This window comes from Trinickia mobilis, assembly GCF_017315705.1.
GTDB classification, from domain to species: Bacteria; Pseudomonadota; Gammaproteobacteria; order Burkholderiales; family Burkholderiaceae; genus Trinickia_A; species Trinickia_A mobilis.
Window position 1 is genome coordinate 108,985 of record NZ_JAFLRF010000015.1, and the last position, 16,899, is coordinate 125,883.

The 16,899-nt window shown below is 56.9% G+C and carries 15 protein-coding genes and 1 pseudogene; 7 read left to right on the forward strand and 9 right to left on the reverse strand.

The window, feature by feature from the left end; translation table 11 throughout:
• Positions 1–11 precede the first annotated feature (11 nt).
• A complete protein-coding gene (locus J3489_RS21220; RefSeq protein ID WP_207001324.1) occupies positions 12–1,157 on the reverse strand; it encodes an acyl-CoA dehydrogenase family protein in 1,146 nt (381 codons plus the stop codon).
• Positions 1,158–1,261: 104 nt separating this feature from the next.
• Here J3489_RS21220 and gcvA point away from each other — a divergent pair, with 104 nt between their 5' ends.
• On the forward strand, positions 1,262–2,218 hold the full coding sequence (gcvA, locus tag J3489_RS21225) for a transcriptional regulator GcvA (RefSeq protein ID WP_207001326.1): 957 nt from the start codon (positions 1,262–1,264) through the stop codon (positions 2,216–2,218).
• A 1-nt stretch (position 2,219) separates the two neighbouring features.
• On the opposite strand, the gene J3489_RS38890 is transcribed toward gcvA, so the two are convergent.
• A complete protein-coding gene (locus J3489_RS38890) occupies positions 2,220–2,462 on the reverse strand; it encodes a hypothetical protein (RefSeq protein WP_374193470.1) in 243 nt (80 codons plus the stop codon).
• Positions 2,463–2,469: 7 nt separating this feature from the next.
• Positions 2,470–2,712, reverse strand: coding sequence for an MmgE/PrpD family protein (locus tag J3489_RS38895; protein WP_207001329.1), 243 nt, complete (start codon positions 2,710–2,712; stop codon positions 2,470–2,472).
• A 782-nt stretch (positions 2,713–3,494) separates the two neighbouring features.
• On the opposite strand from J3489_RS38895, the gene mauJ reads away from it, so the two are divergent.
• The gene (gene mauJ / locus J3489_RS21235) at positions 3,495–4,856 is read left to right on the forward strand and encodes a methylamine utilization protein MauJ (protein WP_207001331.1); all 1,362 of its coding nucleotides are present in this window, start codon (positions 3,495–3,497) and stop codon (positions 4,854–4,856) included.
• A gap of 497 nt (positions 4,857–5,353) precedes the next feature.
• Here the strand turns inward: mauJ and J3489_RS21240 are convergent.
• A pseudogene (locus J3489_RS21240) lies at positions 5,354–5,656 on the reverse strand (3-hydroxybutyrate oligomer hydrolase family protein); the annotation flags it as partial.
• Positions 5,657–5,775: 119 nt separating this feature from the next.
• Between J3489_RS21240 and J3489_RS21245 the strand changes: the two are divergent.
• The 3 genes from J3489_RS21245 (at position 5,776) to J3489_RS21255 (ending at position 9,411) form a co-directional block, all read left to right on the forward strand.
• A complete protein-coding gene (locus J3489_RS21245; protein ID WP_207001333.1) occupies positions 5,776–6,867 on the forward strand; it encodes a hypothetical protein in 1,092 nt (363 codons plus the stop codon).
• Between the two features lie 150 nt (positions 6,868–7,017).
• Positions 7,018–7,989, forward strand: a complete 972-nt coding sequence (locus J3489_RS21250; RefSeq protein WP_207001334.1) for a hypothetical protein — start codon at positions 7,018–7,020, stop codon at positions 7,987–7,989.
• Positions 7,990–8,265: 276 nt separating this feature from the next.
• Complete coding sequence (locus J3489_RS21255; RefSeq protein ID WP_207001337.1) at positions 8,266–9,411, forward strand: hypothetical protein; 1,146 nt, start codon at positions 8,266–8,268, stop codon at positions 9,409–9,411.
• Between the two features lie 872 nt (positions 9,412–10,283).
• On the opposite strand, the gene J3489_RS21260 is transcribed toward J3489_RS21255, so the two are convergent.
• The 5 genes from J3489_RS21260 to J3489_RS21280 form a co-directional block, all read right to left on the reverse strand.
• Positions 10,284–10,754: a hypothetical protein gene (locus tag J3489_RS21260; protein WP_207001338.1), complete on the reverse strand. Its 471-nt coding sequence runs from the start codon at positions 10,752–10,754 to the stop codon at positions 10,284–10,286.
• Positions 10,751–11,599: a type II toxin-antitoxin system Phd/YefM family antitoxin gene (locus tag J3489_RS21265; protein WP_207001340.1), complete on the reverse strand. Its 849-nt coding sequence runs from the start codon at positions 11,597–11,599 to the stop codon at positions 10,751–10,753. Before J3489_RS21265 ends, J3489_RS21260 begins: the two co-directional genes overlap by 4 nt.
• 41 nt (positions 11,600–11,640) lie before the next feature.
• Entirely contained in the window at positions 11,641–12,327 is a 687-nt protein-coding gene (locus tag J3489_RS21270) for a hypothetical protein (RefSeq protein WP_207001342.1), read from the reverse strand.
• A gap of 149 nt (positions 12,328–12,476) precedes the next feature.
• Positions 12,477–13,016, reverse strand: coding sequence for an HAD domain-containing protein (locus J3489_RS21275; RefSeq protein ID WP_207001344.1), 540 nt, complete (start codon positions 13,014–13,016; stop codon positions 12,477–12,479).
• A 515-nt stretch (positions 13,017–13,531) separates the two neighbouring features.
• Complete coding sequence (locus J3489_RS21280) at positions 13,532–14,323, reverse strand: metallophosphoesterase (protein ID WP_207001346.1); 792 nt, start codon at positions 14,321–14,323, stop codon at positions 13,532–13,534.
• Positions 14,324–14,681: 358 nt separating this feature from the next.
• Here J3489_RS21280 and J3489_RS21285 point away from each other — a divergent pair, with 358 nt between their 5' ends.
• Positions 14,682–15,128 carry a helix-turn-helix domain-containing protein gene (locus tag J3489_RS21285; RefSeq protein WP_207001348.1) on the forward strand — a complete coding sequence of 149 codons (447 nt, stop codon included), beginning with the start codon at positions 14,682–14,684 and terminating at the stop codon, positions 15,126–15,128.
• A 587-nt stretch (positions 15,129–15,715) separates the two neighbouring features.
• On the forward strand, positions 15,716–16,894 hold the full coding sequence (locus J3489_RS21290; RefSeq protein WP_207001350.1) for a tyrosine-type recombinase/integrase: 1,179 nt from the start codon (positions 15,716–15,718) through the stop codon (positions 16,892–16,894).
• Positions 16,895–16,899 lie beyond the last annotated feature (5 nt).

Sequence of the window (16,899 nt, forward strand, 5' to 3'; positions counted from 1 at the left end):
ATCTGCCCTCGTTACTTGCGCTGGTCGAAGCGGCGCTGAAAGACATTTTCAGCGATGCGATTCTTAAGAATCTCGATCGAGCCGCCTGCGATCATCCAGCCACGTGTACGACGCACGCAGTATTCGACAAGAGACTCCTGGCTGTAGCCCATGCCCCCCATTACTTGAAGGGCCTCATTCGAGACGTCGAACCCGGTCTGGTTACAGTGAGCCTTAGCGATGGCGGTGTCATACGCCGATGGCAGTTGGCCATTCGAGACATTCGCGGCACGATAGAGCAGGAGCTGCGACGCTTCGAGCTTCAATGCCATATCTGCGAACTTCCACTGGATGCCCTGGAATTCGCAAATGGGCCGCCCAAATTGTTCGCGAATCAACGCGTGCTCACGCGCGGTGTTGAAGGCGTACCGACCCAATGCAAGCGCGCGCGATGCATTACCGACTCGCTCTACGTTGAAGCCTGATATCTGCTTTTTAAATCCACCTGGTCCAAGAAGGACGTTCTCCGCAGGAATCCTGCATTCCTCGAAATACAACTGCGACCACTCCTCACCGCTCATGAAACTGGAAGGCTGACCCACCGTGAATCCGTGAGTGCCCTTCTCGATCAGGACCGAACCGATATTCTCAACACCTGGACCAAACCGGCAATAGATTAGAAACAGGTCGGCATCAGGACTGTGCGTCGAGAATATCTTCGTACCATTGATCACATACTCGTCGCCTTCCTGCCTAGCATAAGTTCTGAGCTCCGTGACTGCCGAACCGGCCCCGGGCTCTGTCATACCGAGCGAAATCACCTTTTGGCCGCCCAGCAGATCACTCAGATAGCGCTTCTTCTGCTCGGGCGTTGCATATTCGGCAAATGTGCGGATGGGGCCAAAGTTGCCGGCTTGGACGATGTCTGCGCTTTTTGGACATACGAGGGCGATCTCCTGAATGGCGATTACCGCGTCCATCAGTGTGCCACCTTGCCCACCGTCCTCTTCCTTCATGGTGATGCCAAGCAACCCCTGCGCCGCTAGTTGCTGCGCGACATCAAGATCGAAGCCTGCCCGATGAGCGCGCTTGAGCGCTCCTTCCGCCAACGTGTCTCGCGCGAATCGCTGCACTGCGTCGGCGAACGCGTTCTGCTCCTCTGTAAGTGCGAAATCCATTTTTCCTCGCTAACCGTAAGACTGCTGTGTGATTGATTATTGCAGTCGGTCAATTGACACGCCATTTCGCATAAGGTACGGTATTGTGACTTTTTGGAACATCCATGCCCCGCGTCGTCCCTCCTCTGAACCCTCTTCACGTCTTCGAATCCGTTGCACGTCAGGGCAGCCTGACGAGTGCCGCCGCGGAACTCTGCGTCACACATTCCGCCGTGAGCAGGCAAATCACAACGCTAGAGCGTTATCTTGGAGTGAGGCTGTTTGAACGCGGACCGAAAGGAGCGAAACTGACAAATGTCGGCGCCTCATATTTCAAGCAGATCGGCCCGGCCTTCTCTGCGATTGCAACGGCCACCGAAGCGATCGTAGGACGTCTGGAAGGTGAACCGCTGCGGCTTTCGGTGTACAACACTTTTGCAGCCAAATGGCTAATGCATCGTCTGCATCGTTTTGAGCGAGCACACCCCACCATACCTGTGGAGCTGAGTACGACCGTCGCTAAGATCAACTTTAACGAGGTGCAAGTTGATGCAGCGATACAGTTTGGTGATAGCAACTGGCCGGGGGTTAACTGTGAGCGTTTATTCCAAGATGTGATCGAACCTGTATGTAGCCCGGTACTGCTTAAATCGGGGCCGCCACTGAAATCGATTGATGATCTAGCACACCATCGCCTATTGCAGTCGCGGTACCGACGGCACGACTGGTTCGACTGGCTGCGCGCCGTAGGACGGAGCGACCTTGATGAACTGGTCAGCCGCCAGCGCGGCGGATTCCAGAATTCGCTCCTGGCCTACCAGGCAGCTGTCGAGGGGATGGGAATCGTGATGGGGCAATTGCAGCTTCTTGCCAATGACCTCGAGACCGGAATCCTGGTGCGTCCGTTCAACATGCCGGTGACCCGGGATCTTGCTTATTATCTCCTCGTCCCGGATAGCCGCAGACATTCACGTAAGGTCGAGGCCTTTCGCGCATGGCTTCGCGCGGAGATCGAAACCATGCCCACTAGCGGTAGCGGGACACCTGGCCAAACAACCGCCCGCATCATCGCTGGTAGATAGCTTATTGCCGGTGGTACAGGTTACGCTTGAGCCCGGGAGGAAGCAGGTCCGCCAGTCGCACATCTGACGTTTGTAACTCTTCCATAAACCACAACTTCGCAAGCAAAGTCGACGCTCCCTGTAAGCCCATGACCGGCGCAGCAAGCTCTTCGAACTTGTCGTCGATATCATCGTCGCTGAGCGGTGCCTCCGGATCACCGCGGCGATGCCGCGCAAATACTTCTACCGTCTTGCCATCAAGCAGTGAGACTTCAACTCGTGCGGCACTCCTCTAGGAAGGCCTGGGTGAGTTCCGGATCCGCGATGAACTCGACCTTCTTCATCCTATCCCGAACTAGATGGTCCCGAAGGCGCTTTTCGGTAAGCACCTCTAGTCGCACCGAACCGCAGGTAGCAGAATGACTCAGCGCATACGGCAAGCTGAATCGCGCCTCGAAGGCTAATCGCGGCTCGCGGTTCCCCGCCACCTCCAGTGCTGGCGCGTAAGTCTTCACTTTTATCTGCGAAATCAGCTCTCAGCGCAGCTCGTTCTGCTTAAGCGCATCGAGTAGCGCGTCGATAGCTGCGAACGTGTGTCCGCAGCCACTCGATTTCTGACGGCGTATGCAACGCGTTGCCAAACCGGCTTTCCCACTGCGGCCAACATCACATCGCGCACGACATCGCCACCGTATCTAGACACGCTGGAGAGCGGCGGCCCCACGGACCTGGCATGAGGAACTCAAGCGCCCACGCCTGCCAGGTTACGTCGGTGCTAGTTAGCTCTCGCTTTTAGCGGAAGTAACTGCTTATCACCGCAATCGCTCAATCACTGGCCTCACCGCACGGACTCAGTCCACCTCGAGGTTTCGCGCGAGCGCCAGCTTTCGCCAGGATCGAGCGATCGAGACAGACCCGCTGCCGCCGGTCGCGCTGTCAGGGATCCAAGGACAGGTAACAGAGTGGTCCGGTCATGGCAAAGTGCAAGAGCGTAGTGATAGCGGCAAGCAGGACGGGGACCGCCGGTCGTCGCGCTCATACAAAGCGGAATTTCCCTTAACGACTGCCAGCGCGGGCATTTTGCAAGGAATTGCTGCTCGACCCGCCAACGGCTGCAAACAAACCGATATTCGGGCCGGACGGCGGCGCCATGAGCAGCTCAAATTCTCCGCAGTCACTGCGCCAAGGGGTTCAGGGCACTTTCGCGGTCGAATGGTGACTGGCAAGACGCGTGTCTTCCGTTGTAGATTGGCGCCGCCCTTTTTACCAGCCTCCGCATATTGCTACCATAGGGAGCATGAAGACACCTTACGTTCCCCATCTCTTCGAAGCCGACGCCTTGGCGAAGGTGCAAGGTCGCGTCGGCTGGCTCACGGTCGGTGTGGTCTCCTCCATCGCTTGGTCGCAGGACGACGTTTGGGTCGAATACGACGGCTTCGAATTCTTGCTTCACGGCGTCAGGCAACAGGGCGCGCACCGCATTGCTCCATGCATCAGTACGCCCTCGGACCAGGACCATGTCAATGAGGCGCTATCGCGGCTGTATCGCTTTACGTCCGTGCTCGGCTTTTTCAAGCAAGGCTACGTTGACATTACGGGACGAACGTGGGGTACACACATAATTCGGCACTCCGACTTTCGGGGCACTTTTACGACCGTGCTGCAGGGTGGGAAACATGGCTTCAACTGCAATCACATGCCGCTTATCGAGGACGATCAGGCGCGCAAAGCGCTGGCGTTCCTGCGGGAGGGACGCCGGCTTGAGCGCGTGCACGAGCCGTACGCGTTCCTGTCATTTTTTAAGGTCATTGAAAGCCAATTTGCGTCCAAGGCCCGGGTTGAGTGGGTCGAGAGGAACCTGGATCTCATCACTGAAGAGCGAGCTTTAAAGCGCCTCAATGAACTGCGTGGTCAGGGCGTGAACGTCAACCAGCATCTCTTCGAATCGGGGCGCTGTGCCGTGGCCCATGCGAGCGTGGGTGGCAGCATCGTCGATCCAGACGTCCCGGCTGACCGCGAGCGCATCGCCGCAGACCTGGACATCATTGCGGCGCTGGCAGACCGCTACATCAAGGTCGACTGTGGAGTGCCCGATGAGATGGACCTCTATAGCACGCGGGACCGTGTAGCGCCGTGGCACGCGCTGATGGCCCCTGAAGCCGTAGCAACGTTGAAAGCTGGCGGGCATGTGGAGAACCTTCAAGAGCTGGGCAAACTCGAAGGAGCGACGGTCTCGGTTCGGTTGTGGCCAGACCCGCCCGCAAAGCAGTTCGAGGCGATGACACTGCTGCCGACGGAATGTGGTGACGGCGTCGTGAAGTTCATCGCATTAAGTGCGCGTGGCACCATCGTGCTGGCGTTCGTCATGGACGTGAAAGAGGGACGCGTGCATACGCTGCTCAACGAGGGCGGCATGCGCGCCGGGGTCGAGATTGTCGAGGAAGATGTCGAGGACTACACGCGCTACTTCCACAGCGTCGTGGGCAATCGCATCGTGGAGTTGGCCATCGATGGTGCTGAGCCGGTTGACTGCGAAGTTATCATTCCGGTGAACATAATCCCGCGGGCGCCTGAAGAGGCCGTGTCTCAGGCCCTGGAACAATTCAGACGGTCCAGGCAGCAGCCGTCAGCCGGAGTGCAGGAAGTAGACGGCGCCTAGCGAATGTCGGCATTGCTGTCTCGTTCTGGTTGTGATTTGTGGCATTCGCCTGAGTCGTTACAGCGGTTTTCGATTCACCGCCGCATGACTGCTCTTCGCCGCGTACAGCCGGTGAACCCGGTGCAAATCCGTAATAGGTTGGTTTATGCCTTTCGCATACCCGCGGCGGTCACGAATCGATTGAGGTCCGCGTCGAACCGTGTTCGGCCATGAACTGGTGTTCGGCTCAGGTTGACGAATGTCCCATCACGAGTCATCACCTGCCTTTGGATCGTCGACAGCGCGACCGTCGGCAGTGGGTCCACGAGTATTCAATCACTCGCATCCGCACCTGACATCAGAGGCTACGATGGCGCAAGCGGCGGCAAAGCACCTATCAGCTGCCTCACAGTGGCCGATGCTCCAACGTCAGCAATGGCCGAATTTTCGACAGCGAGACCGCTAACCGTTCCACATCAGGGACACACTTGGAGGTGATCCAGTTCGCATACTGTGCATTAAACCAGCAGTTTGAGTCGCTCGTCGGTTTGCATTCGCGCGGAGTGCCTCGACACTCGCCAGCATGCGCGTGTCTCTTGTCCGGCAGCGGCGGCATCGGCGAGGTACCCCTCAATCAGTGTAACGAGATCAGTCATCAACTCGTGCGCTCCGTTGCCAGTGCCCTTGTCTGTATAGGCGACCACGCAGCCACGCTTGAGTCCCCGTTCGCCAGCGACCGTAATTGCGCCATAGACTCCGCGCGAACCCGATGACATGGCCGTGACGATGCACGGGTTCGCCCGGTCCAGGCTTGTCGGCACCCGGCGCACATACCCCGATTGTGGAAACGCCAACATCGTCGCAGACACGATTGAATCTCCGCCCTGAAGGATAAAAACGGCACGCTATATTAATTTTTCTCCTGCGAAAAGGCCGAACCATGATTCACGAACACTGCGACGACTACGACGACCCATTTGAGCTCCCCACACCAGATGCATTGCCGCTACTGACGCTTCTCGTCGCAATCGAATACGAGGTTTGCATCGTCGCGTCAATCAATGAAGACTACTCGACTGTCTGGCAGCTACTTACCCCCGACACCGCCTTGGAGTTCGTTCTTCGCCGGCGCCCCTATTTTGATGACGAGGACCATTGGTACATCGACCACGCAGAGTACGAGAACGCCGTATCGACGTTCCTGGCGACGCGTCGCATCGCGGCACGGGCTGTCCAACAACTGGTTGATGCAACACGGGCGGTCCAACACCCATCGGAAACTGCAGAAATTTGGCAGGCCTCTGTCGAGGTGCAGCGTTCCAACCTAAAGGGGAAGATTGGCGCGGAACTCCTGGAAGAATCGCGCCTGGCCTTCGACCGGATGTCGTCTGCTGCGTTCTATGCCTGTCTGGGCAAGCGCGCCGCGCCGGTGGAAGTGCAATGGCGGCGGACAATGGAATCGTCCCCCGCAATCGAGCAGCTTCGTTCCAGTCGTTATAAGGACGATACCCTCTATTTGCTTCAATACGACGATGTACCGCCAAGCTTGCACCGTTTTTTATCGACTTCGCGCTGCCTGGCGCTGTCCGTTACAGATGAGTGGCTCGCTCAAAGCTGGAGCTTTTTGAACCTCGAATCTCCCAGGGTCGCCGCAGTGAACCGCCCGGGCCTTGATTGCTTCCCGATTCTGGAACTCGCGTCGGGCACCATTCGGCTGCCAGCGCATCAGCTCTTACCTCATCTTCTCGAGTTTAATACAGGACTGCCGGTCCTTTTCGTGGGACCCAACCGTTGCTGTCTGACAATCCACAGCTTCAGAAGCCTGGTCGACAGTGCGCATTTCGAAGAAACGCTGCGTGAACTCGATGAGAAGAAAGACGTGGTGCCCGTTAGAAGCAATGCTTTCGTCCGCCTTCCGGACGGAACTATCGTCAGCGTACAGGAGCGCTTTCGCCTTTTCGACGGGTGGAGCGGCTGTCCCCTCACTGCTGACCCCGACGAAACGGACCCAGACAAAGACATTCCATTCTGACCCGGACTATCCCCTTAGCTCGCTTCCTGGAGTGAGTTACCTATACCAGGATGTTCCACCGAACCTTGCGCGACATGGGCAGAAAGCCAAGCGACTAAAAAGAGTTTCTATATAACGAATACACCTTGAATACTTGGCCTTTCCCGGAGAATGACATTGACCTCCCATCGCGTTGCAGCTGATACATCCGATTCTCTGCTTGACCATTCCCTTCGTTGCGCAATCCAGCTTCTGCTTGAATGCGACACAAACCTGGGCTGGGGAACGTTCCATGCGGAACCGGAAGTGGTCGTGTGGATGATTGAGCAGCGTAATCCATGGCTAGCCAACGAGTTGAAAAAGCAGCATCGACTCGCGGAATTCAGAGAAAGCCTTGGTGTCCTTCATCAGCTTCGCATCAGTGCCACCGAACATCATCAGGAGCGGCATGCGATGGCGGAGGATGAAATCGCACGCGATTTGCCTGATGAAGAGTACGGCCGGCCGACGCTTGAAGACTACGAATACGTCCTGCAGCGAGATAGTGACGCATATCGTGGAGAGTTGGCCGCGCGGGCGGCACAACTGTTTTTGGTTTGCCTCGCCGCCGAGGACCTACTCTTGGCCCCCCTCCGCGCATCTGACATAGCGGGCGACGATTCATCCTCCGATGAGTCGCAAGGGCCGATGCCGTTTCGGGTGACATACCAGGCCGGACTGCCCTGCCCTGAAGCGCTCGCCTACGCAACTCACATTATGGCGCGACTAGACGACGGCACCGACACACGCTTCTGGTCAAACGTTGAGCTTGGCGCGCGATATGACCGGATGCCCGCCGAAAGCCGCGAAGAAAGCCAACTCCTCGAAGCGGAGCGGGACGCCTTCTTCTGCGCGGTAACGCGATGTGTTCGCTGGATGAGGAAGGTCGAATATCAATGGGACCGCCTCGGGCAACCTTTGCGAAGTCTTCTGGTTTCCAGCCCGATAACGGCTGGGGAGGCCCTCTTGCTGATTGAGCGCATGTTACGCACCGATGACGCAGTGGATCAAAGCCAACTTCATTCGCTTGCCGACGAAGTTTGGAAAATGATTCAGCGCCGCATCGGAAAGCAGGCGTGGTATCCGCATCCGGCCTTCCAGTAACCAGCTATGACTTTGCTGATTCACTGATGGATAGTGGCGCAGAAGAATCTCATTTCAGCCTGGCAGTTTTCAGGCGAGCGAAATCGAGGCTGTCAGCGCCCGGCCGTCCTACAGACTACAAGAACCAAATAAACAGCATTGACCTTAGCTCCTCGGCTCATACTCGTCGCAACGTGTCACGTCCAATCAGATTTAAGGACTGAGTCTGGCGGAAAGCGATAAAAAGCGGTGCTATACCTGATATAGCGCCCGTTCGGCGCGCAACGATATACTGACATGCAACCCCTCGAAACCACGGCACTTTCCGATTCACAGTTACTCTCGATTGCGGCATCCCGCGCGATGGAGGCGATGCAGGCAACCTGGGAATGTGAATCGCTCTGCTTCTGGCTTGGTACAGACGCAGAGGACCTGTACATCTGGCTCGGTGAAGACCATCCTGAACTCGCATCCGCAATATGGCGACGCGACCTGTATCCTGCCTTCAGGAAGCGAATCCTGGCTGCGGTCCAGCTGATGGGAGACGCTGAAGTGTTTGTCTGGAAAGAGGCTGACAAGAAACGCGATACGATTCTTTCCGCCCCGCAGGAACAGCAGCTTTCGCTCCTTCGCGCCGAGATGAAAAACAGAGGTAACCGGTACCGCGACGAGGTCTGCGTCTATTACAGCGAAAATGAAGACGAAGATGGCGGCAACGCTAACGTCGCCGGCCCGTATATCGACGCCAGCGCTGTCATCAAATCAGAATTTTCCTGGCGAGGCGGCGGCCCAGGTTTCGGCGAATATGCGAGCGACACCGTTGCCCGTGAGGCGCTCAGGATACTGCGAGGTCGGCAAGCGCACCACAGCAACACTGAAAACGCGCCGGTAAAGTCAACGCCATCCTGGGAGACCGACGAATCCACGCCAGTTCTGAGTGAATTTCGCCATGCATTCACGTTACAGTCGACATGCCTTATCGTCGCGAAAGAAGCGCTGCCCCCCGCGCTGCGCGACAAGACCGTTGAACGGCGGTGCGTCGTGGTCCGGGTCGATGATGCATGGCTCAGGTACGGAGCACTTCTGGATAAGCCTGGTTCGCTCGAACATCGGTTGATAGCCACATGCGGGCGGCCCGCGCCGATGTCAGTCTGGACTTTGCCCAACAACGCAGTTTGGTTCGCACGCGACATCGCCATTGAGCCGATTCGCCGCTTTCGTCATGAAATCCCCGTGCTTTATGTCGGTAGCAAGACGAGCCGACTTGTACTTCATCAGTTCGCCCACTGGGCCGACCTATACCGGCTTCACCAAGACTGGAGAGGCGCAAAGGCTTACGGACACCTGAGTGATCCGCAGGATTTAGAGCCGCGCCAAACCGAACTTCCTGATGGCACAATTCTCTTCGCTACCGGGAGGACAAACCTGGTTGATATCTCGTAAGCGGAGCACGACCCGCCGTCGCCGGCCACGATACGAACTGAACCGACAGTGCTCATTGCTGGACGGCGAGCCTTTGCCACGACGAGTCCTGGTTCGCGATCGCCGGGCGACGGCCAAAGTGTCCAATGCACCTCAAATTTCGCGCCCAGCCGCTGAACCAGCTTTTCTGTCGATGCCAGAGCAGTCGCCGTCTGGTCACTCAGGTGACCTGGGTCCCACCGAATTGAAAAGCGCGGGCTGCTGACTCACAGCCGTCGTCGCCCCAATTTCTCACCACAATTTCCGGCTCATCCTTCCGCAAGCACAGTTTCACGCGCGTTGCATGCCCGTGCCGTTATACCGGGGCCGGGGCCATCTTGCGGACCACACTCACTCTGGCGTGGACACCCTTTTCTGATCCATTTCTGCACTTTATTCTCAGTACCTTTCTGCGCGCGCCTGAGATGCCTCGCGATCACGGCGTTGCGAGCTCTCCCCCTTCCGGCAGCCCAGCGGCAAATACCCTGCGTGCGATACTGACGACGTCATTATCCTCATCAATGGGGATGGGCGCGTGCCTCCACTTGGGTATTCCGTTGCGCACAATCGTTGCGACGGCCATTCCGCGTACCACGACGACGTCGCAGCGAAAGCCCGGTGTCTCCGACTCGTGCGTGCGTACAAAGATTGTCAACGCGTTGCACCTGGGATAAGGGCCATCCGGTCGCACCTGCTGCAAGGCAAGGGCCGCACGCTCCCACATAAACTCACCCGGAATTCCCGTGTGGGTTCCCGTGCATATGAGAGGCATGGCTGACAGGAGGTCGTGCGCCAGGTACGTTCCAGCGTGCACCGACACCGTTGTCAGGGTCGGCCGTAGCGGTTGAGGGCTGTCAGCGTCCACGGACCAGAACGTCGAGGATTTTGAGCACAATCGCTGCTTTGTCGTCATCCGGCAAGTAGCGCACGGGCCCCGTGTTGACAGCAGGACCGTCTTCGCGCATAACGCTTGCGCAAGCGAGCCCATTGCGAGCGGTCACGTCAAATCGTGCCAACGGCTCGACTTCGGCGCCTGCGCGACCACTACGTCCAATGAACACCGTCATGCAATCGCTCGGGCATGGTGTGCTCCACTTCTCGACACACATCTCAAGAACCTTCAGCGGCTCTTCAAGCGTGCTGAAGAGCGGCCTGTCGCACGGCAGCGCACTGTTTTCGACGTGACGAAAATGCGTAAGGGTCGTCAGATCGCCGTCGCATTCGACGTCGTACATCGCTATTGTTGGATCGAGAACCCCATTGTGAGCAAGAAAGAGCAAGACCACGCCAGTGTGGTGTGGTGTGGCTTCGGTATCCGCAATCATGAGTAAAATCCTCCCTCCTGTTGCACGCGGGCCATCTCGCGCAGCGCCCTGCGCGCAATTCTTCGGCGTTTGCGGTAGTAGGCCTCGGCTTTCGCGCGTATAACGTACTTGCGGCCGCGCAGTAGCGTAACTGGGCACAAAATGTGTTTGCGCAGCAGTTTTTTACGCACGTAGCGTTTCGACACGAAAAGCAGCCGCGCGAGTTCCGTGACGGATATCAGATCACCTTGACGCTGCCTGTACGCTAGCGCTGTCCGTCGAGAGAATCCTGCCAGTCGCGCGCAGGAGCGCACTCGTGAGCTGAGATTCCTGATCCGTCCAGGTTGTGCATAAAGAATATCGCGGAAGTTCCGGGATTTCGTCGAGCCGCACCTGATGGACGCCATCGTCACGCACGTGCAGCTGTCTTGTCGGCAAGATTGGCGGCGGCGGTGGCTCTTCTGGACCGCCGCTGAGTATGGCGGCGATGCGGCATGCAAAAAGGCTCCAACCGGAACACGATCATCCCGGAAAGCGTTGCGGTGACCTTTGTTCATCTCAAGTTTTCCTTTTGGATGTCGTATGGACAGGATCCGGCCTTGAACTCCAGGATTGTGTCGCCCCTGAAACAGTCGGCCGACCTCATCGTTATGTTTGTCGATGGAGTCAGGTACCTCGAAGCCACCTTTGGCGACGCCGAGACGTCTTGCCGGCAGCACCGTATCCACCGGCACCAGCTTTGCAGCCTGCCGGCTGTTGCGCGCGATGACGATTTCCGGTTCGCGCCCACGCACAATGGCCTCGACAAGGCGGGATAACCAGACCCTGGCGTACGACACAATCACAACGAGCACTACCTTCTTCATTGAATTGAATCTGGCGCGTCTGCCCCTGTACATGACAAAAATCACGTTCGCCGCCTTAGAAGATGGCCGAAGACTTTCCTGGCGACGTCGACCACGCTTCTATTCTTGCCGACAGCGACGGTTTCCGATTGCCGTGACACTCCCTCCTTGTAGACAACGCGTATCCGGATGAGCTCACCATCAACGACTATCCGCACGCAAGCATCCGGTCGTGTCTCGGGGTCACCTACATTCTGATGTTCAACGAAGGCAGTGAAGATCCGGGCTTCGGGATACGGCTCGTGTGGGAACTCGTATCCATACGCCGCGAGCGTTGCCGATGCACGATCCAGGATTGACCTCCTCGGGTCAATCTCTGCCGTGGCGGTATAAAGCGGCGTAATTTTTCGGGGCTCGGTGTCGTGCTCACCATCGTAGAGTTTCACGGTTGTTTGCGACCACTGTGCCGCCCAGGCCGCAGCGTTTGCACGAAGCCGGGTGTAGTCGCAATCGTCATCAAGAAGCTCCAGCGGCCGACGGTCGCCCAGGCTCCCGTGCCTGGATGCAAGGAAATCAAAACGCGCGTCGGGCGGTGCAGGAAAGAGCATCCGACAGATCGTCTGCAGCCGCCTCTGATTGAAGCGTGGGTCGGCGAGGAAAGCAGGATAGTAGGCGCTGCCGTCCACTATCAGAAAGAACACGCCGCCCTCTCTGACAAGTTTTTCAAGACGCCTCTCGTTGATTCGCATACGAGCACACAACTCGCGCGCGGAAACCAGTGTCCCATTTAACACAAGCGAGCGTCGAGTCTCAGCCGCCTGCTGACGCAGCATGTTCCGGAGAGGTATGGGCTGTGTCATGACCGCAGTCCTCCGTATCCGGACATGGATTTTGTATTTCACGGATGCGACCGGGATGCTGTCGCGTTCGCTGCAAGCCACTCACGGAGCGCGTGGCGAACACTGGGCGTACCCAGTGCTGTATCCGAGGGCACACGGAGAAAATGGTCCTCCTTCCCGCTGGGGACGCCGTACAGGTCATCGCCGACAGCAAGCCAGGTTTCGATTCCACAGGCGACAGCGTGCCGGAGAATTGACATGGTGCGACCGATACCGGCGTTGACCTCGCCCATGCGAGCTGGATAGCGCAATGTAGTCCCTGCAACCCGGCCACTGAGTTCAACAGGCAGCAATTCGGCCGTTCGTGCCTCCCCCAGTGTTGATACCCACGCCGTGGTAAGTATCAGCTGCACATCAGGGTAAGGCGCCAGCAGGTCGGCGAGGTACGGCACGAATTCAAACAGTCGGCCGCCCGAATCTAAGCTAATGGTGCCGTCGGTGTCGATCAGTCCTTCGCCCACGTGCAATACCCCCCCATAGCCCAAGTACAGAGTCGGTGCGCGGGGATTGAGTTTCCAGTTTTCGGGTTGATCCTTCATTTGTACTCCTCTATTTACGTCTCGGGCGGGTTCGCAATGAACTACGAGCGAAGCTAGTTGAGATTTCACACCCCCAACGCTCCAGGGCATCAATGGTCGCCATTTCCTCTCGGCGGCCCGGTATAGACTGACGCCTCGTTTGGTCTGTGATGGCTAAATCGACATCGCCTTGCTGATGTCCTTAAATGAGCACACCCGATTGGACATACGCCATTTTTCCCAGACGTACTGAGCATCCTCATTGAAGCCCGGCGAACCCTTAAGCTGATATATCCTTCCGGACCTCGTAACGCCGATCAGTCTTGCACGGTCAAACTGAACAATCGCGGAGCTGACTCTTCCCGTGCGTCTGCCAACTCGCACCCCGACAAAATGACGCGTCGTATTGCATGTTTCGTAAATCCGCCAGTCTTCAAGTGTCACGTCTGGTTCGACAGTCACCGGCGCACATATCCATATTGCCATCTTCCCCATCCTCCTTTGATTAGCTCCTGAAGGGATACATGCGCATCGGGTCATAGCTCCACGACAAGGGCCGGATTGAACAATGGATTTTCGTATGCATTGTGGTCAAGTGAGCCAGTCAAGCGGTGCAATGGATACCCTCTCGGGTTGCAAATTACTCTGCATTTTCCGACGGTGTAGTCGCGGGATTCGTGGACGTGACCATGTATCCAAAGGTCAGCCATCGACACCAGATCAGAGAGGTCGCTCGCAAAAGACGCGGCCAGCACGTGCTCCCGGTATGCTGCGGGAATCGATAACGGATGTGGCGCGTGGTGTGTCACCACTACAGTCTTTCCGCTAAAGGGCTCCGACAGTTTTTGTTCAAGCCAGGTTCTGGATTTTTTGTGCTCGGCCTCGGCATGGTGCGGAAAAAAGAAGTCTACCGGTCCGCCACGCTTGATCATGCGGTGGTCGTTTAACGAAACGATAGCCTTCAACATGGCGTCGCTCTTCAATTCCGGACGAATGCAGTAGTCTGTCCAGAGGCAGGTCCCCAAGAATCGCACGTCACCAATCAGCAGTTCATCGCGCTCCAGGAAATGCACTTCGGCTGCTGGCGACGCGATTCGGAGCATCTGTTCGATGGCCCCAAGGTGACCACCGTACAACTCGTGGTTCCCGTAGACGTAGACCACCGGAACCGGGTACGCGTCGTAAGTGCCGAGCGCATCGGCGTCCCAGTGGACGTCACCGGCAAGGACCAGAACGTCGACATTCCATGCCGGTGACAGTGGCTTTGCCCCTGGCGTGCCAGGACGCGCAAATTCATGATGCAGGTCCGATGCTATTTGTATACGCACGCCCTACTCCCCGCCGTGGCGACCGTCCAACTCACGATAGCAAGTCTCGGCTGTTCGCTGATCGGGGACCAACATCAACATTATGGAGAGCAGTTCCTCACGCCTCCAGTCCGGTTGGGATTCGATAGCGTCAACGCACATTTGACCGACACCCATTTGACCACCTCAGTTCGAGACCCGGACCTAAGAACCTTTACAGGCCCCGTTCAAGTCGTGCTTCGCGCTCACAGCACATCCATCCCCCATGAGCAGATTGTAGTCATTGGAGTTGTAACCGTCAATGTCTACAACTCAAGTGCTGTAGACGTTCTGGTTGTAAATCCAGATAGTTCTGGCTTTACTAATCAAATCCACGTCAATGGAGCATTTGCAAGAGCGATTTGCTTCGGCAGTCAGGCACCGTAGGTTGGTATTGGGGCTGTCACAGGAAGAACTTGGTGCGCTCTGCTGGCCCGTACTCGACCGCACGGGAGTAAGTCGTCTCGAGCGGACTGCGCCGAATATTTCCTTGGACGTCGCCGACTCAATTGCCCGCGCTCTCAAAACAACAGTTCGTGAGTTGCTCGAAGGTACAGACGGCGCCGCCAAAAAGTCCCATCCAACGAAAGCAATATTCGCTCAGAGGGTGCGGTCAGAACGCATTTCGCGGACTATGTCGCAACGAGAACTTGGCGAGAAAGCCGGTGTGGACCGCAACTACGTTAGCGATATCGAACTCGACAAGCGCAACCCCCGCTTAGCCACAGTCGATGCATTTGCACGAGCCTTGGATTTAGATCCGCTCGCACTCATGAGAGCCGAGTAGCACAGCGCGCGACTGATCGTAGATACAGCTGCGGCCAGGGAAGCTCTGAGAGAAAGCGCGGAATTAACTAAACTATCTCATTGAGAGTTGTATGCTCTCCGCGCCGGCGATGGAGTCTTTGCGCCGTTTCCTCCTCCGGTTTTTCCGGCTAGATTTCCGCCCCCACCTCGTGTCAAGACTAGTCTCGCGGGGGCTGACAATCAGAATTCCGAAACCCGCCTGTCCTCTCCGCGACGCTTTCGCAAAAGGACTCGCACACAGATACGTTCTGGCGCTCATTTGCTGCATTGAAAGAAGACCTACCATTGCTGATCGTGATTAATGTGAACGAGGGGCTATCACCTACACAGCCTCTCGCCGCATTACAAAAAATTCGCCCTAAACAAAATAGATTTCCGAAATATCCTTCCTTTACAAATATTTCCTCCAGCAATGGCACTCTATTGCACATATTAAAGAGGCCGCATTTCATTTTATTTCTTAGAACCAGATAAATTCCCTTCGGTTTCGTTGCAGAATGGTTTCTACGAAACGGAATCGGAGGAGATGTTAAAGATGCAAATTTTCACCCTTACGCGAGCCGAGGCTTGAGACTTGCCTTCTCCACCGAGGACTTCGTCTATGCCGGACGGCCCCGCCCCGGATTCCCGTTGATACTGGGTGACGACATGAGGCCCGCGCAGCCATTCCATCTCCACTTGCGGTGGTTGCTGCTGGATCGCGGCAAAGCGCTTGACCTGAAGACATGGGAAAACTACGGACGTTATCTGTGGGATTTTGTCAGCTTTCTTTACGCTAACAAGCTTTCGTGGAACCAGCCTTTCCGTGCCGAGGGTGAGAGCGTTGTCCACATTTATCGGGATTGGCAGGCTGAAGACCTCAAGCTCGATCCTGGTACCATCAACCACCGGCTCAGGATTGCTACGGGCTTCTACCGTTGGGCGCTGGAGCGCGGGATGGTGGACCGCTTGCCATTCACGTTTTCAGACACTACAGCGCACGGCATCGAGCATGATTTAGCTTACCTAACTGGTTGTACTCAAACCATCGCAAAGCCGAACGTGATGCTCGACGAGTGGGATAAGGAGCCGGTGTTTCTCACCGCCGAGCAGGTGAAGCTGGCGAGATCGGATGTTCGGTCAACCTCGCAACGCTTGCTCTTCGACATTATGGTCCGTGTTGGCTTGCGGTCTGTCGAGGCTCGTACCTTCCCACTGTCATACGTCTTCAACCCTGCGGCGCGTCCGTACCTCAAACCGGGCACACTCATCGAAGTTCGGCTTGACCCCCGTGACATGGACATCAAGTTCAACAAGCCTCGTTACGTACACGTCCCCTACAGCCTGATGGAGGATATGTACGCATACGCGCAGTTCGAACGTAACCGTTACATCGTTCCGGGAGCTGCGCCGAGGACTTTGCTGCTGACGATAAACGGCAATACGTACCAGAAAGGGTCGGCGCACAAGGTCATGAAGGACTTGGGACGGAAAGTCGGTTTTTCTATCCGACCGCTGATGCTGCGCCACAGTTATGCGATTCATACGTTGTTGCTGCTCAGGGCAAACCCAAGCATCAAGCTGGAGCCGCTTATGTATGTCCGCGACCGCCTCGGGCACAAGAGCGTGCAGACGACGATGGTGTACCTCGACCAAATTGAGCGGCTCGTGGGCGCAGAGGCGCTCTCGATGATGGAGGAGTTCGACCGTCTCTACGACGTGACCCCGGCGCTGTTCGCACATAGCCGCAGCACTTCGTCGAAGTGATGACC

Excerpts from the sequence above, each read along its gene's own strand:
- gcvA (WP_207001326.1), top strand. The coding sequence starts at position 1,262 with ATGCCCCGCGTCGTCCCTCCTCTGAACCCTCTTCACGTCTTCGAATCC.
- mauJ (WP_207001331.1), top strand. The coding sequence starts at position 3,495 with ATGAAGACACCTTACGTTCCCCATCTCTTCGAAGCCGACGCCTTGGCG.
- J3489_RS21255 (WP_207001337.1), top strand. The coding sequence starts at position 8,266 with ATGCAACCCCTCGAAACCACGGCACTTTCCGATTCACAGTTACTCTCG.
- J3489_RS21250 (WP_207001334.1), top strand. The coding sequence starts at position 7,018 with ATGACATTGACCTCCCATCGCGTTGCAGCTGATACATCCGATTCTCTG.
- J3489_RS21285 (WP_207001348.1), top strand. The coding sequence starts at position 14,682 with ATGGAGCATTTGCAAGAGCGATTTGCTTCGGCAGTCAGGCACCGTAGG.
- J3489_RS21270 (WP_207001342.1), bottom strand. The coding sequence starts at position 12,327 with ATGCGAATCAACGAGAGGCGTCTTGAAAAACTTGTCAGAGAGGGCGGC.
- J3489_RS21275 (WP_207001344.1), bottom strand. The coding sequence starts at position 13,016 with ATGAAGGATCAACCCGAAAACTGGAAACTCAATCCCCGCGCACCGACT.
- J3489_RS21265 (WP_207001340.1), bottom strand. The coding sequence starts at position 11,599 with ATGAAGAAGGTAGTGCTCGTTGTGATTGTGTCGTACGCCAGGGTCTGG.
- J3489_RS21220 (WP_207001324.1), bottom strand. The coding sequence starts at position 1,157 with ATGGATTTCGCACTTACAGAGGAGCAGAACGCGTTCGCCGACGCAGTG.
- J3489_RS21260 (WP_207001338.1), bottom strand. The coding sequence starts at position 10,754 with ATGATTGCGGATACCGAAGCCACACCACACCACACTGGCGTGGTCTTG.
- J3489_RS21245 (WP_207001333.1), top strand. The coding sequence starts at position 5,776 with ATGATTCACGAACACTGCGACGACTACGACGACCCATTTGAGCTCCCC.